14 protein-coding genes are annotated in these 14,544 nt (G+C 58.0%); 13 read left to right on the forward strand and 1 reads right to left on the reverse strand.

The window, feature by feature from the left end:
- Window positions 1-177 precede the first annotated feature (177 nt).
- The gene (locus AB8B29_RS30295; protein WP_113102325.1) at window positions 178-804 is read right to left on the reverse strand and encodes a hydrolase; all 627 of its coding nucleotides are present in this window, start codon (window positions 802-804) and stop codon (window positions 178-180) included.
- Between the two features lie 461 nt (window positions 805-1,265).
- Here AB8B29_RS30295 and AB8B29_RS30300 point away from each other — a divergent pair, with 461 nt between their 5' ends.
- The 13 genes from AB8B29_RS30300 to AB8B29_RS30360 all read left to right on the forward strand — a co-directional run bounded on the left by AB8B29_RS30300 (window position 1,266) and on the right by AB8B29_RS30360 (window position 14,437).
- Window positions 1,266-2,906, forward strand: coding sequence for a Na+/H+ antiporter (locus AB8B29_RS30300; protein WP_113102324.1), 1,641 nt, complete (start codon window positions 1,266-1,268; stop codon window positions 2,904-2,906).
- Window positions 2,907-3,176: 270 nt separating this feature from the next.
- Window positions 3,177-4,082, forward strand: a complete 906-nt coding sequence (locus AB8B29_RS30305; protein WP_439006971.1) for an AraC family transcriptional regulator — start codon at window positions 3,177-3,179, stop codon at window positions 4,080-4,082.
- 103 nt (window positions 4,083-4,185) lie between these two features.
- The gene (locus AB8B29_RS30310) at window positions 4,186-5,085 is read left to right on the forward strand and encodes a helix-turn-helix domain-containing protein (RefSeq protein WP_037198731.1); all 900 of its coding nucleotides are present in this window, start codon (window positions 4,186-4,188) and stop codon (window positions 5,083-5,085) included.
- Window positions 5,086-5,327: 242 nt separating this feature from the next.
- Entirely contained in the window at window positions 5,328-5,984 is a 657-nt protein-coding gene (locus AB8B29_RS30315) for a hydrolase (protein WP_037198730.1), read from the forward strand.
- A 129-nt stretch (window positions 5,985-6,113) separates the two neighbouring features.
- Entirely contained in the window at window positions 6,114-6,821 is a 708-nt protein-coding gene (locus tag AB8B29_RS30320) for an alpha/beta fold hydrolase (RefSeq protein ID WP_113102323.1), read from the forward strand.
- A gap of 34 nt (window positions 6,822-6,855) precedes the next feature.
- Window positions 6,856-7,125, forward strand: a complete 270-nt coding sequence (locus tag AB8B29_RS30325) for a XapX domain-containing protein (protein ID WP_037198727.1) — start codon at window positions 6,856-6,858, stop codon at window positions 7,123-7,125.
- A 27-nt stretch (window positions 7,126-7,152) separates the two neighbouring features.
- Complete coding sequence (locus tag AB8B29_RS30330) at window positions 7,153-9,039, forward strand: amidohydrolase (protein ID WP_113102322.1); 1,887 nt, start codon at window positions 7,153-7,155, stop codon at window positions 9,037-9,039.
- A gap of 11 nt (window positions 9,040-9,050) precedes the next feature.
- Entirely contained in the window at window positions 9,051-9,497 is a 447-nt protein-coding gene (locus AB8B29_RS30335) for a DoxX family protein (protein ID WP_080760561.1), read from the forward strand.
- Between the two features lie 54 nt (window positions 9,498-9,551).
- Window positions 9,552-10,400 carry a glyoxalase gene (locus AB8B29_RS30340; RefSeq protein WP_113102348.1) on the forward strand — a complete coding sequence of 283 codons (849 nt, stop codon included), beginning with the start codon at window positions 9,552-9,554 and terminating at the stop codon, window positions 10,398-10,400.
- A gap of 52 nt (window positions 10,401-10,452) precedes the next feature.
- A complete protein-coding gene (locus tag AB8B29_RS30345; RefSeq protein WP_113102321.1) occupies window positions 10,453-11,856 on the forward strand; it encodes an alginate export family protein in 1,404 nt (467 codons plus the stop codon).
- A gap of 140 nt (window positions 11,857-11,996) precedes the next feature.
- Window positions 11,997-12,977, forward strand: a complete 981-nt coding sequence (locus AB8B29_RS30350; RefSeq protein WP_037198721.1) for an alpha/beta fold hydrolase — start codon at window positions 11,997-11,999, stop codon at window positions 12,975-12,977.
- Between the two features lie 109 nt (window positions 12,978-13,086).
- Window positions 13,087-13,767, forward strand: a complete 681-nt coding sequence (locus tag AB8B29_RS30355) for a YoaK family protein (protein ID WP_037198720.1) — start codon at window positions 13,087-13,089, stop codon at window positions 13,765-13,767.
- A gap of 130 nt (window positions 13,768-13,897) precedes the next feature.
- Window positions 13,898-14,437 (forward strand): hypothetical protein, encoded by a 540-nt coding sequence (locus AB8B29_RS30360; protein ID WP_037198718.1) that lies wholly within the window; start codon window positions 13,898-13,900, stop codon window positions 14,435-14,437.
- Window positions 14,438-14,544 lie beyond the last annotated feature (107 nt).

The following is a 14,544-nucleotide window of genomic DNA, read 5'->3' on the forward strand; positions in this document are numbered from 1 at the left end:
GACAGTCGCAGGGTCACGACCAAAATGGCAAACTTGGTGGATTTTGCGCTGAACTCCATAATGTGCGTCGGTCAAGGCACGGCTAGATGCTCTGAAGATCTCTCCGACTGGTCGAAGCTACGAACTGGAACAATCTGCCATGCTGTCGGATTGGAATCGAAAGTCATCGTGGGCTCCTCAGGCGGGTTTCACCATGTCACGGGCATAGTCGAGCCCAATGCCATAACCGCCGCCGTGGTCAACAACGATGCTTCGTGCGGCCTCGTACGTGTCGTGCCTTGTCCAGTCCCGCTGCATCTCAAGCAGAAACTGCAGCCACGAAGTTATGATCGCGCCTGCCTGCTCCAATCGTCGAAGCGCTGCATCGTGGCTGGACGACGTCAGGCCGCCGCATGCGTCGGCGACGACGTAAACCTTGTAGCCATCGGCGAGCGCCGACAGCACGGGAAAGCTGACACAGGCCTCGGTCAGCAGCCCTGCGAAGACAAGCGTCTCGCGGCCTGTGGCGACGATTGCCGCCTTGGCCGCTTCGTCTTCCCAAAGATTCATATTGCGTCGCTCGATTGGGGTTATATCGGCTAATACGGCCCGCAGAGGCGGCATGAGCGGCCCGCTGTAGACCTTGGATGCAGACGTGCTGACGACGACGGGTATCGAAAAGGCTGTTGCCGTTCGCGCCAGGGCCACGGCGTTGCTGCGCAAAAGCTGCCGGTCCGCTGAACCGGCTGCAAAGGCAAGGCCTGCCTGTTCATCAACCAGGACCAGAGCGCAATCAGCGGGGGTGAGAAGCGGAATTTTGGCCATGACGGATCTCCGTGGGATTGTAAGGCATGATGTCGAGCGGAGAATAAGATCAGAGCGTCTGCATTATCTTGTCGATTGCACTCGAACTTGTCGGAATGCCCTCAGATCGGCCACGAACATGGTTGCGACCTGGTTGCTTGCGCGGTCGGTTTGGCCGGAGGTGGGAAGGAGCGCTCTCGTATCGGATCGCATCAGATGGTGATTGCGAGCGTGCCAGGAATGAACACTCGCAGAATGGCTGCCGGACGCTCGCGACAGCCTGATTGGAGAGGCTGGAGAGTAAATAGGGTTTCGCGCTCGATGGGCGAAATCGGCAGTGCTTTTCTCCAACGCCAGCGCAATCGTCCAATCTCGCTGCCAGTATTTTCTTTACGTCTTGCACCATGCGACTTGGCCCGGCTGAAGTTGCTTGGACGAATTTCCGGTGCCGTAGCTAAAGGCTAAGTCAAACTCGAGCCCACATGTCAGTTGAATCAACATACGAATTTCTAGTTCTTCTGCTGATGGCGACGATCGTGCTCGAGCTTATCGCTCGCCGTTTGCGTTTGCCGCCAGCGGCAGCGCTCATCGTCGGCGGCGTGGTTCTTGCGCTAATGCCAGGCGTTCCAACGATCAAGATCGATCCAGAAATGATCATGCTGATCTTCTTGCCGCCTCTCTTGATGAGCGGCGCCTATTTCACGGTCTGGCACGAGTTCAAGAAGCATTTCGCGGAGATTGCCTCACTGGCACTGGGCGCCGTTGTATTCACGACACTGACCGTCGGAACCGTCTTCCATCTCCTTTTACCCCAATTGCCATGGGCCGTGGGGTTCTCATTGGGCGCAATCGTCTCGCCACCGGACGCCGTTGCCGCCGGAGCAGTTCTCGAGAGGCTCCGCCTTCCTAGCCGGATTTCCGCACTTCTCGAAGGCGAGAGCTTGGTCAACGACGCCAGCGGCCTCGTCCTGCTGCGGTTTGCCGTGGCCGCGGCCCTGACCGGGAGCTTCAGCATTCCCGAAGCCATCGGCGCCTTCACGTGGGTAACGGCCGGAGGGGTGATCATCGGCCTTGTTGTTGGTTTGGTAGGGGTTTGGGTAATCCGCAGGCTACGCGACAGCGAGCTGATCATTACGGCAACGCTTCTCCTGGCCGCGCTCTCTTATATCGGGGCTGAACGCCTTGATAGTTCGGGTGTTCTGTCGACCGTTACGACTGGGCTGATTCTGGGATTTCATCAGCATGAAACCTTTTCGGCTTCGACCCGGGTGCGAGCTCAAGCGTTCTGGAAGGCGCTGGTCTTTCTGCTGGAGTCCCTGCTTTTCATCCTGGTAGGCCTGTCGTTGCGAGGTGTGCTTGACCGAATAGGTGGTGCAGAGAAGGGGATCGGCGATCTAATCCTTCCGGTTTCCGCCGTCGTTCTGACAGTGATACTCGCGCGGTTTGCATGGTTACTCGCAACAGGGACACTGAAACGCCTTTTGCTGCTTAGAGGTCACACGCGCGAAAAACCGTCCTCGCTGGCAACGGCCACGATTATCAGTTGGGCTGGGATGCGCGGTGTGGTGACGCTTACCGGGGCTTTGTCGCTTCCAGAACATATGCCCGGGAGAGACGTCGTCCTCATAGCGGCGTTTGCGGTCATCATAGTGACAGTGCTCGTGCAAGGCTCGACCCTTGCCCCTCTTGCAGCCTTGTTGCGAGTGGCTAGTCCCGACGAAGAGCAGCATTTTCGGGAGAACGAAGCTTCGGCATGGAGGCGCGTGGCGGAATCTCAGTATCACGCCATCCAAGAGTGCTCACGGAAAGAGGATGGTGGCGAAAAACATCCTCGGCTACTCGAACAATACCGGCATCGGGCTGAGGTTGCCGCTCAGTACGAAGCTGACCGTGACACACACGAAAGCATCAAAGTGGCCCACTTCAAGGCGGTTCTCGTCGCGCTTCAAGCTGGCCGTGCCGAAATTCTGCATATGCATAGGGCAGGCGAAATCCAAGACCGCGTAATGCGCGATCTCGAACATGAGCTGGATCTGCAGGAAATAGCCGCCGAGAACCGATTGCGATCCGTAGCGCTGCCGGTCGGTTATAAATCCGGGTCCCCGCTGCGTTCCCTGGGATGAGAGACATGCATTGATGCGGGCCGCTATTCCTCGGTGTTGGACAGTTATTAAAGCCACTTTTGCGGATTCGAGACCTTTGCGACCGTGGGCGTAAGATTGTACAAGATAATTTCATTGGTTGCGGTGAGGCTGGTTCTCACCGAGGTTGAAATCTGAGTTTCGGTGGGATGACCGTTGCGTACCTATGCGGTAGAGAATTATATGGTCTGTGGGGGCAATTGTTTTTTCGCGGGTCTCGCGAACACGTGAAAGCGTCTTGGAGGAGCGGGATTGAGCCTGGCCTATCTTGAATTGAACACGCTAGGTCCGTATTTCGGCCTTCCAGAGGCCGCCTCGCTGAACACCGTGCCTGTCAGGTCTTCATCTATTTGCGTGACGAGAATCGCCAAGGATGTCGCTGACGGCGAGAGGCCGATTGTCTGCCTTCCCGTTTGCGATGCCTACTTCCTGATGGTGTACACCAAGGAAGCGCATCATTGCGATATCTTGCCGGATGGAACCAGGACGCTGCCCCGCAGATTTGAGCGAGGATCGGTCTGCCTTGTTGACCTCTCCGAAGGAGCATCCATCGTCTTACACGCAGACCTTCATTCCGCTACTTTTTTTCTGCCAAAGACACTTATCCAAGAGGTCGGGGAATTATCCAGAGCGAGCACGACAATCCAGCTGCGGTGTCGAAGGGGCGAGAGGGATCCGGTCTTAAGCAATCTCACCGACATCGTTCTCTCGCTCTTTGATCGACAGACTGCGTCGTGGGAGTCACTCCTGAAACACCTGGCAATTGCGATATGCTCTCATCTGATCGAGGACCTCATTGGGGAGACGGAGGCTGGCCTGGACGACGCGATCCTTCCCTATAATCGCGAAGCCGCGGCAAAAGAATTCATGAGGAAAAACCTTGCGCGTGAATTGTCCGTCGCGGAAATCGCTGCCGCGGCTGGCCTCTCCGCTAATCATTTCTCACAGGGATTTAAGAAGGTGACCGGCGTCACGCCCCATCAATGGCTGATGCATGCGCGCGTGGAGGCCGCAAAGGAGCTGCTGCGCGGAAGCGAGGCATCACTGAAAATGATCGCTGACGCGTGTGGCTTCGTGGATCAAAGTCATTTTACCAAGGTATTTTCCCGTGAAACCGGCGTAACGCCGGCAGTTTGGCGAGCCGGCTACATCAACTAGGGCTAACCAACCGGAACCGTTTTTTCGTAAAAAAATCGTTGGATTTTACCAGAGAAATACCGTAGCGTCGCGGTCGGTGAGGGTGGGTTTGCCGGAGTGGACATTGGAAAGAGAATCCGAAGGCGTAGATTCGCCTCGAATACCAGCTCCCAATCGATGGACGATGAAAGCGTCGGCCATCACCGTAACGCGCTTGAGTTACGACCGAGACGATCTCCCGATTGCTCCACCGAGCAAACGTGATGAAGCGGTGTCTGTCATTATCCAATTGACCGATTTCAAGATGCATCGGCTTTGGAAAAATAATGTGCTTATTTTCGAAGGCGGTCATCCGAAGGGCGCGATCGCGATCACCGATCTCAGAGACGAGTGGCAATGCCATCATCTCTCGCCATTCGATAACTTGCGATTCAACATACCCTTGTCATTTGTTCGCTCGTTCCTGGAGGATATCGGCCGTCCGCAATTCGACGGGTTCGATTGCAGGCCCGGCACGAAGGACGATGTTATTCTTGGCCTTGCCCAGGCTGTTTTGCCCTATCTGGTGCGCCGCCATCAGGCCAATCAACTATTTTTCGAGCAGATCAGTTTAGTGTTGTTGACGCATCTGACGCAGACCTATGGCAGCCAGTATTTTTCGACGAAGAAGAACGGTGTTCTCGCGCCGTGGCAAGAGAAGAGAGTACTCGAATTCCTGACCACAAACGCCTTTGCACAAGTTTCGGTCACCGATCTTGCTCAGATATGCGGCTTGTCACGCAGCTATTTCATCAGGGCTTTTAAGGAAACATTCGGCAGAACGCCGTATCGCTGGGTGATGGAGTATCGCATTTCGAAGGCGAAAGACCTCCTGCTCTCCGATCTGTCAATTCCAGAGGTGGCAGTTGCATGCGGCTTTGCCGACCAGAGCCATATGACGCGTGCTTTTTCCGATATTGCCGGCCATCCGCCTGCAACGTGGCGGCGGCAGCACCGACCGAAATCAGTTGATAAGCCATCGTAAAAATTTCTGAATACGTTCGAGGCGGCGCCTCTGAATAGGCGCGAACGCTTTTGCGCCCGAGATTTTACTGGCCCCCGCCAGCTTTTCAGTGTCGGGATCCGTGGACTCCGAAACAGTCCGAACATCCAAATCGTCCTTCTAAGCGACAAGAAGATTGTTGCGGCAGCGGGCATCATCCTCTCCGTCAACGCAATTTTGCTGAATGCCGACGCAGTTCAGCTCAACGCTTTTGAGGAAATACGATGACTGTAAATGCGACACCGACGCCGGGCTCGAAGCTTCTCACTCCGAAGGATCACACGCTGATCATGATCGATTTTCAGTCGCAGATGTCTTTTGCGACGAAAAGCATCGATGCTATCAATCTGCGGAATAACGCGGCTCTCGTTGCCCACGGCGCCAAGGGCTTTGGCGTCCCCACAATTCTGACGACGGTCGCCGAAAAGAGCTTTTCTGGCCCAATGTTCTCCGAGATCACCGATGCTTTTCCCGAGCAGAAGCTCTTCGACCGCACGTCGATGAACACCTGGGAAGACGCTGAGGTTATTAGAGAAGTCAACCGTATCGGCAAGAAGCGCATCGTCCTCTGCGGCCTGTGGACCGGCGTCTGCATCGTCGGACCTGCACTGTCGGCTATCGAACAGGGCTTCGAAGTTTTCGTACTGGCGGATGCCTGCGGCGACGTATCCGACGAAGCTCACAATCGGGCCATGGACCGTATCGTTCAGGCAGGCGCACAGCCGATGACGTCGCTTCAGTATCTGCTCGAGCTGCAGCGCGACTGGGCACGCACCGAGACCTACGACATGACCACGGGTATTGCCAAGAAGTTCGGCGGTTCCTACGGCCTCGGCATCATCTACGCCAAGACCATGTTCGGCGCCTCCGAAGCTCATTGAGCGGAGCAACCTGCCGCGACTTCCGAAAAATAACGTCGTCGCGGCCAAATCCCTGCCTTGCTCCGTGGTGCGATTTTTCTGCACCACGGTACGCCCAATCCGTTGTGACTCAAACGCAAGGAGCGAACCATGAACGCTTCACCGTCGAATCGCGCCACTGTCGTCCTCGTGCATGGGGCATGGGCAGACGCATCCAGTTGGCGATCCGTCATTTCCCGCCTGCAGAAGCAGGGTGCCTCTGTCGTTGCCGTCCAAAATCCGACGACGTCTCTATCGGCCGATGTCCAGGTCGTCCGCCATGCCTTGAACGGGATCGACGGACCCGTCGTTCTCGTCGGGCATAGCTGGGGAGGGACGGTCATTACCGAAGCGGGCAACGATCCCAAGGTGAAGGCTTTGGTCTATGTCGCCGCTTTCGCGCCGGATGTCGGCCAGTCGACGGGCGATCAGGTCGCTGCCTATCCGTCGCCTCCCGGCCTGGGGAAGATAAGTCTCGACCGTGGCGGCAGCTACATGATGAGCGTGGATGGCTGGATCAATGACGTCGCCCAGGATTTGCCCGAAGAAGAGGCGCGTGTCCTGGCTGCTGTCCAGCCGCCGCTTGGCGCTGGAACGTTTTCCGACAAGGTGACCGAGGCGGCCTGGTCCGATCGCAGGAACTGGTACGCTGTCTCGACCGAAGACCGCGCCGTCAGCGTCGAGCTTCAACGGGCATTAGCCAAAAAGCTGAAAGCCCGCACAACAGAACTCAAAGCCAGCCATATGTCGTTGCTCTCTCAACCGGACGCGGTTGCCTCCGTCATTCTCGAGGCGGTTTCCGAGACATCCGCACGCTAGACGCCAACGCGCTAACCCCACAGGACAGATACTCGTGAAAATTTACCTTCTCTCACTCGGGGCGGGCTTGCTCGTCGGTATCGTTTATAGCCTGCTGAACGTCCGTTCGCCGGCTCCGCCCGTCATCGCCCTCGTCGGTCTCCTCGGTATCCTCGTCGGAGAGCAAATCATTCCCTTCGCCAAGACCCTGATCAACAAGGAGCCGGCCGCCGTCTCCTGGATGCATCAGATCAAGCCGCACGTGTTCGGCCACCTGCCGAAAGGCGATCGGCCCGCCGATACGACGCCTTCCGATAAGGCCTGATGCCCTTTCCAACCGAGGACGAAGACAATGGAAAATACGACCGCCGACCTCATCCTGCATCATGGCCTGATCAAGACGCTTGATCGCACAAATCCAAGTGCTAGCGCCGTTGCAATCAAGGACGGCAAGTTTCTCGCCGTCGGCCACGACGCCGAGGTCATGGCGCTGGCCGGTCCGGCGACGCGGGTGATAGACCTCAAGGGCAAGCGCGTCTTGCCGGGCCTGATCGACAACCACACGCACGTCGTTCGCGGCGGCCTGAACTTCAACATGGAACTGCGCTGGGACGGCGTGCGCTCGCTTGCCGACGCGATGAACATGCTGAAGCGGCAGGTGGCGATCACACCGCCGCCGCAATGGGTTCGCGTCGTCGGCGGCTTCACCGAGCACCAGTTTGCCGAAAAGCGCCTGCCGACCATCGACGAGATCAACGCGATCGCACCCGATACCCCGGTCTTCATCCTGCATCTCTATGATCGCGCGATCCTGAATGCCGCGGCTCTGCGTGTTGTCGGCTACACCAGGGACACGCCGAACCCGCCTGGCGGCGAGATTACGCGCGATGCCAATGGCAATCCGACTGGCTTGCTGCTCGCCAAACCCAATGCCGGCATCTTATATTCCACGCTCGCCAAGGGGCCGAAGCTACCCTTCGACTATCAGGTCAACTCGACCCGTCATTTCATGCGCGAGTTGAACCGTCTCGGTGTGACCGGTGTCATCGATGCAGGCGGTGGCTTCCAGAACTATCCCGACGACTATGCCGTCATCCAGAAACTCGCCGACGAAGATCAGATGACGGTGCGGCTGGCTTACAACCTCTTCACCCAGAAGCCGAAGCAGGAGAAGGAAGATTTCCTCAACTGGACGAGCTCCGTAAAGTACAAGCAGGGCGATGACTATTTCCGCCACAACGGCGCCGGCGAGATGCTGGTCCTTTCCGCGGCTGACTTCGAGGATTTCCGTGAGCCGCGTCCCGACATGCCGCCGGAGATGGAAGGCGAACTGGAGGAGGTCGTCCGCGTTCTTGCCGAGAACCGCTGGCCTTGGCGCATGCATGCCACTTACGACGAAACCATCAGCCGTGCCCTCGACGTCTTCGAGAAAGTCAACCAGGACATCCCTCTCGAAGGTCTGAACTGGTTCTTCGACCATGCCGAGACGATCTCCGATCAGTCGATCGATCGCATTGCCGCTCTGGGCGGTGGCATCGCCGTCCAGCACCGCATGGCCTATCAGGGCGAATATTTCGTCGAACGCTATGGTCATGGCGCAGCAGAAGCAACGCCACCGATCGCCCGCATGCTGGATAAAGGCGTGAAGGTTTCTGCCGGCACCGATGCCACCCGCGTCGCCTCCTACAACCCCTGGGTGTCGCTTTCCTGGATGATCACCGGCAAGACGATTGGCGGCATGCAACTTTATCCTCGTGCCAACTGCCTCGATCGCGAGGCGGCGCTGCGAATGTGGACGGAGAACGTCACCTGGTTCTCCAACGAGGAAGGCAAGAAAGGCCGCATCGAGAAAGGCCAGTTCGCCGATCTCATCGTGCCGGACAAGGATTTCTTTGCCTGCGCCGAGGACGAGATTTCCTTCCTCTCCTCCGAACTCACCATGGTTGGCGGAAAGATCGTCTACGGCGCTGGCCCCTTCGCCGAGCTTGATGAAAACCCCGTTCCGCCCGCCATGCCCGACTGGTCGCCGGTGCGCAGCTTCAAGGGCTATGCCGCCTGGGGTGAGCCGGAGGGTGCGGGAAGAAATTCGCTGCATCGCCGCCTGATCGCCTCCTGCGGCTGCGCCAACGACTGCAACGTCCACGGTCATGCCCACGCCAATGCCTGGACGTCGAAGTTGCCGATCTCTGATCTCAAGGGCTTCTTCGGAGCCCTCGGTTGCGCCTGCTGGGCAGTATGAGGAGGAACGAGATGCACGCTCTTGAAAGCAAATTTGCTGGGATAGCGCGCCCCGTTTTCGGGGCGCCATGGATGCGCTTTGTCGCCTATCTCGGCCTCTGTGCCGCCTATCTGCAGGGGGGTCTCGACAAGCTCACCGACTTCAATAGCGCGATCGGCGAAATGAACCATTTCGGCCTGTCTCCTGCACCCGTTCTCGCGGTTCTGGTCATCATCCTTGAACTTGTCGCCTCGGCAATGATCCTCACCGGGTTCTTTCGCTGGCTGGGTGCGCTTGCGCTCGCCGCCTTTACGCTTCTGGCCACTTTCCTGGCGCTTCGCTTCTGGGAGCTACCTCCCGGAATGGAGCGCTTCATGGCGGCCAATTCTTTTTTCGAACATCTTGGTCTTGTCGGTGGCTTCCTGCTAGTAGCCTGGCTCGATCTCGGTCGGGATATCTCAATGACTATGGAGGCTTAAGACATGCTTACCCGTTATGCTTACACGATCGGACTTCTGACCGCCCTTGTCTTGATGCCGACTGGTGCCGTGCTTGCCCGGGCCACACACCCGCAGCTTGGCGTCGGTTCGCAATATGACACCTCGCATGTCTACGTCGATCCAGACAAAGTGGACAGCTTCGTCAGCAGCTTTCTTGGTACCTTTGGTGGCACCAGCACCAAGCAGGTCGTCGCCACGGTGACGCCGACACCGAGCAGCACGAGCTCGCAGCTCCTGCAGACGCCGGTCGGAACCGTGTCGCTCTTCGGCTTCAAGACGCCGATCCCTTATCCGTTCGGCTATGAGCGAACCGGATATCTGGTTACAGACATGGATCAGGCGATCGCTGCCGCCCGCGCCGCCGGTGCTTCGGTCGTTGTCGGCGTCTTCCCCGATCCGATCGGCCGCGATGTGGTCGTTCAATGGCCGGGCGGGGTCAACATGCAGCTGTATTGGCACACGAGCAAACCGGCTTATGCCGCCTTCGAGACGATTCCGGAAAACCGGGTCTATGTGTCTCCGGATGTCGTCAGCAATTTCGTCAAGGCATTCCTTGCTTTCTCTCAAGGCAAGGTCGTCTCGGACGACAAGAAAGCCTCGGGCATCGAAATCGGCCGCCCCGACGACACGTTCCGCCGTATTCGCATCGAGTCTGTTTTCGGCAAGATGACCGTGCTTGTCACGGACGGGCATCTGCCGTTCCCCTACGGTCATGAGACGACGGGATACCAAGTATCGGATCTCGCAGCGACGCTCGACAAGGCCAAGGCGAACGGAGCGACGGTCCTGATCAATGCCTACAGCTCCGACAAGCGCCAGGCCGCGATGGTCGAGTTCCCGGGCGGCTATGTTGCCGAGATTCATTCGCTTTCATCGCAGTAATCTCTAAAGGGGGTCGTCACGATCCCGGTGCATCTCGGTTTCGGAGTTTGATATGCGCGCGCAATGCGTCTTGATCTTGATTGCGGCGGCTGCCTCGTGCGTGTCGTCGGCAGCGTCTGCTGCCGACAAGCCGGAAAAGCAGAAGCGCCCTTCGATCCAATCCAATCGCTGGCAGGAGAATTGGTCGGTGCTGGTAGATCCGACGCTCAGAACGGCACCGCTTGATGCACTCAAGTATGTTCCGCTGTCGGGAAGCCAGTCTGGGACCTATGTTTCGTTCGGGGCCAACCTGCGCGAACGTTTCGAGAGCAATCGCTCGCCGGCCTTTGGAATAGGCGGTGTCGAGCGCGACAATTATGTCATTCAGCGTGCACAGTTCCACATCGACCTGCATCTTTTTGACGATTGGCAGGTTTTCACGCAGTTCGAAGACGATCGCGCCTTTGGCAAGAAGGACCTCGGTCCGGCTGATGCCGACAAGGTAGATCTTCGTCTCGCGTTCGTCAGTTACTCTCATACATTCGACGCAGGAACCTTCAAGGCCCGGGTCGGCCGGCAGGATTTCGCGTTCGATCTGCAGCGTTTCGTCTCGTCGCGTGACGGCCCAAACGTCCGCCAATCCTTCGATGCGGTGTGGGCCGATTGGGAGTCGGACCCCTGGCGCTTCATCGGCTTCGTCAGCCAGCCCGTGCAATACAGGAATGAGAGGCCGTTCGACGACACGTCCAATGGCGATTTCCGTTTCAGCACCCTACGCATCGAGCGTCAGGTGTTCGACGGCAACGAGCTGAGCGCCTATTATTCGCTCTACCAGCGCCGGAATGCGCATTATCTCGACGCTTCAGGCGATGAGGATCGGCACATAGTCGATGCCCGCTTTGCCGGCAACCACAGCGCGGTCGACTGGGATATTGAAGGCATGGGGCAGTTCGGTACGGTCGGCGACAAGGACATAAGAGCTTGGGCATTCGGCGCCCGCGGCGGCTATACCTTTGAAGATGTTGCTTGGACGCCCCGCATAGGCCTCCAGTTCGATATCGCCTCCGGCGACCGTCATCCCGGCGATAACACCGTCGGCACATTCAATCCGCTGTTTCCAAACGGCTATTACTTCTCGCTTGCCGGTTACACAGGTTATGCCAACCTCATTCACCTCAAGCCTTCGGTCACCGTGAAGCCGAACGACAAGCTGACGCTTACCGGCGCGGTCGGTTTGCTATGGCGGCAAACGACGGCAGACGCGATCTATGTCCAGCCCAGCCAGCCGCTGCTCGGAACCGCCGGTCGAGGCGGCGCTTGGACGGGAGCCTACGGGCAGATCAGGCTGGACTACACGTTCACGACCAACCTCACCGGTGCGATCGAAGCGGTTCACTATGACATCGGCAATGCCATCCGCCATGCCGGCGGCCGCGACGGCAACTATCTCGGAGCGCAGCTGAGTTTCGCCTGGTGACACCGGGTCGAGGGGTTGAGAAAAGTCGTGAATGCCAAGCTCTCGTCACCTTAGCTTCGTCCAAACAACGCGACTATCAGACAAGAGTGGGGCGCTCTTCACAGGCTACTTCATGGGTGTGTAATCGAAGAGGAACGCCTATGTCTCACGACCCGGAAGTGATGATGTTTTCCCGCCGGCAGACACTGCTTGCCGGTGCAACGCTTTCCGCCGCAATGGTGATGCCATCGCTCGCCCTTTCCAAAACCAACTCCGCACAGAAAGAAGGACTTCCGCCAATGACCACCAGTTTCATCGAAACGAAAGACGGCGTGCAGATCTACTACAAGGACTGGGGTCCGAAGGACGCCCAGCCGATCCATTTCCACCACGGCTGGCCGCTCTCCTCCGACGACTGGGACACCCAGATGATCTACTTCCTGCAGCACGGCTTCCGTGTCGTTGCACACGACCGCCGCGGCCACGGCCGTTCGTCGCAGGTCGCAGAAGGCCATGACATGGATCACTACGCTGCCGACGCCTCCGCCGTCGTCGAGCACCTGAACCTGAAGAATGCCGTTCATATCGGCCACTCCACCGGCGGCGGCGAGGTTGCCCGCTACGTCGCGAAGTTCGGCCAGCCGCAGGGGCGTGTCGCCAAGGCTGTTCTCGTCAGCGCGGTTCCGCCGCTGATGCTGAAGACTGAATCCAATCCGGGCGGCCTGCCGATGGAAGTCTTCGATGGCATCCGCAAAGGCGTCGCAGAAAACCGCGCACAGCTCTTCGTCGATTTCCCCACAGGTCCGTTCTATGGTTTCAACCGTGAAGGCGCCAAGATCTATCCCGGCGTGATCCAGAATTGGTGGCGCCAGGGCATGATGGGCAGCGTCAAGGCCCACTATGACGGCATCAAGGCCTTCTCCGAAACCGATCAGACCGAAGACCTCAAGAAGATCACCGTGCCGACGCTCGTGATGCATGGCGATGACGACCAGGTCGTTCCGATCGCCGACTCCGGTGAGCTTTCCGTCAAGCTCGTCAAGAACGGTACGCTCAAGGTCTACAAGGGTTATCCGCACGGCATGCTGACCACTCATGCAGACGTCATCAACCCGGATTTGCTCGCCTTTATCAAGGCCTGACGGTCTGAAGCCGGCCTGCGGCTACGCCTTTGCGCAGCCGCAGGTCTCCCGATCGAAGCACTGCTCAGAGCGCCAGATCACAGGCTGGATTTCCAACAGGGCTCAGTTAATGAAAAATATCCCTCTTCCCCTTCTCCTCAGCTTCAATGGCGGCTATGTCGACACTGTCGGCTTTCTGGCGCTTGGCGGATTGTTTACCGCCCACGTAACCGGCAATTTCGTGACCTTGGGCGCATCGATAGCGCTGGGCACGGGTGGCGTGCTGTCAAAGCTTCTCGCTCTTCCTGTCTTTTGTGTCGTCGTCTTTGCATCTCGGATAATCGGAATTGTGTTGAGGCGAAGCGGGCGGCCAGTGCTGCGGTCCCTGCTTTTGGGCAAGCTGGTTCTGCTTCTCGCCGCGTTTGCCGTCGCCCTAATCTATGGGCCGTTCAACGATCCAAACAGCCCGGCAGCCTTCGCTATGGGCATGGTCCTCGTCGCCGCCATGGCGGTGCAAAACGGCATCCATCGGGCTCACCTCCCAAAGTCTCCGCCTTCGACCCTCATGACCGGAACGACGACGCAGATCATGCTCGATCTTGCAGACATCGCCGCAGGGGGCAAATCGGAGAACACGACGGTTGCTTATTCGCGTCTCAAGCGGATGGTTCTGGCAGTTGTCATTTTTGCGCTGGGCTGTGGGACGGGAGCACTGGCATACATCCTCGCCCCCATATGGTGCTTTGTCGTCCCCGCCATTCTCGCCGTCTGTGCTCCCCTTGCCCAGATTGAAACGCCAGAGGGCGATTAACTCGTCTCTGATTGGCCCTGCATATCGAGCGATGCTCCGGCAAATGCGGGGGCGGCAAAATCCGACTCGCGTCAATTCCGGGAAGTCGATTTCAAAGCGACTTCCGCCCATCTCGTCAAAGGAGATTGAAATGTCTGATCGTCAAATGTCGGATTCCAGCTACACCCATGTCATCGACGTTGGAATCGAGAATGTCGATATAGCCGAGTGGCTGTTCAGCCTGCCCGATGCGGAATATCAGCGTTGCTCCCCCGACCATATTGCCGCCGGCGCCACCTGGGCGGATGATGGCCGTCGGATGTCGATTAATGTTGAAACAATCGGCGGTAGCCTGGTGATCCAGCACTACATTGCCGAGGTTGCCCGGCCCGACTATTGCAAGATGGTCTCCATTTCGGACGTCATGACCGCTTACGGTCGGACCAAGGTGCAGGTCATTTGGGAATTGAGCGCCAAGGCGATCGACGCCGGTCGTTGCGAATACACCAACCATGTACGGGCATTCGCCACGGACGAATTTCTTGCATTCTGCGAGAAGAACAACATCAATTTCGCCGATGCCGCGAAAGCCCGCCAGGAAGCATCGTCGGCGCACAATAAAGGCGAGACGCCGCTGTTTGCGGAGAGCATTGCGAGGCGTGCAAGGGAAAAGCATAATGTCGCAGCCTAGGGATTTCCCTGCGCCGAACTACACAGATTATCTCTGAGCAGCCCCTCCAGCGTTGGTAGCGATGGAGGGACGGTTTTTTTTACTTAACTTTCACGACCCGGCGGCAC

This window comes from Rhizobium sp. 11_C7_N12_5, from assembly GCF_051811145.1.
GTDB lineage: Bacteria > Pseudomonadota > Alphaproteobacteria > Rhizobiales > Rhizobiaceae > Rhizobium > Rhizobium lusitanum.

Coding starts and splice junctions, on each gene's coding strand:
- AB8B29_RS30360 (WP_037198718.1), top strand. CDS start 13,898: ATGTCTGATCGTCAAATGTCGGATTCCAGCTACACCCATGTCATCGAC.
- AB8B29_RS30330 (WP_113102322.1), top strand. CDS start 7,153: ATGGAAAATACGACCGCCGACCTCATCCTGCATCATGGCCTGATCAAG.
- AB8B29_RS30300 (WP_113102324.1), top strand. CDS start 1,266: ATGTCAGTTGAATCAACATACGAATTTCTAGTTCTTCTGCTGATGGCG.
- AB8B29_RS30345 (WP_113102321.1), top strand. CDS start 10,453: ATGCGCGCGCAATGCGTCTTGATCTTGATTGCGGCGGCTGCCTCGTGC.
- AB8B29_RS30350 (WP_037198721.1), top strand. CDS start 11,997: ATGTCTCACGACCCGGAAGTGATGATGTTTTCCCGCCGGCAGACACTG.
- AB8B29_RS30315 (WP_037198730.1), top strand. CDS start 5,328: ATGACTGTAAATGCGACACCGACGCCGGGCTCGAAGCTTCTCACTCCG.
- AB8B29_RS30335 (WP_080760561.1), top strand. CDS start 9,051: ATGCACGCTCTTGAAAGCAAATTTGCTGGGATAGCGCGCCCCGTTTTC.
- AB8B29_RS30340 (WP_113102348.1), top strand. CDS start 9,552: ATGCCGACTGGTGCCGTGCTTGCCCGGGCCACACACCCGCAGCTTGGC.
- AB8B29_RS30355 (WP_037198720.1), top strand. CDS start 13,087: ATGAAAAATATCCCTCTTCCCCTTCTCCTCAGCTTCAATGGCGGCTAT.
- AB8B29_RS30320 (WP_113102323.1), top strand. CDS start 6,114: ATGAACGCTTCACCGTCGAATCGCGCCACTGTCGTCCTCGTGCATGGG.
- AB8B29_RS30295 (WP_113102325.1), bottom strand. CDS start 804: ATGGCCAAAATTCCGCTTCTCACCCCCGCTGATTGCGCTCTGGTCCTG.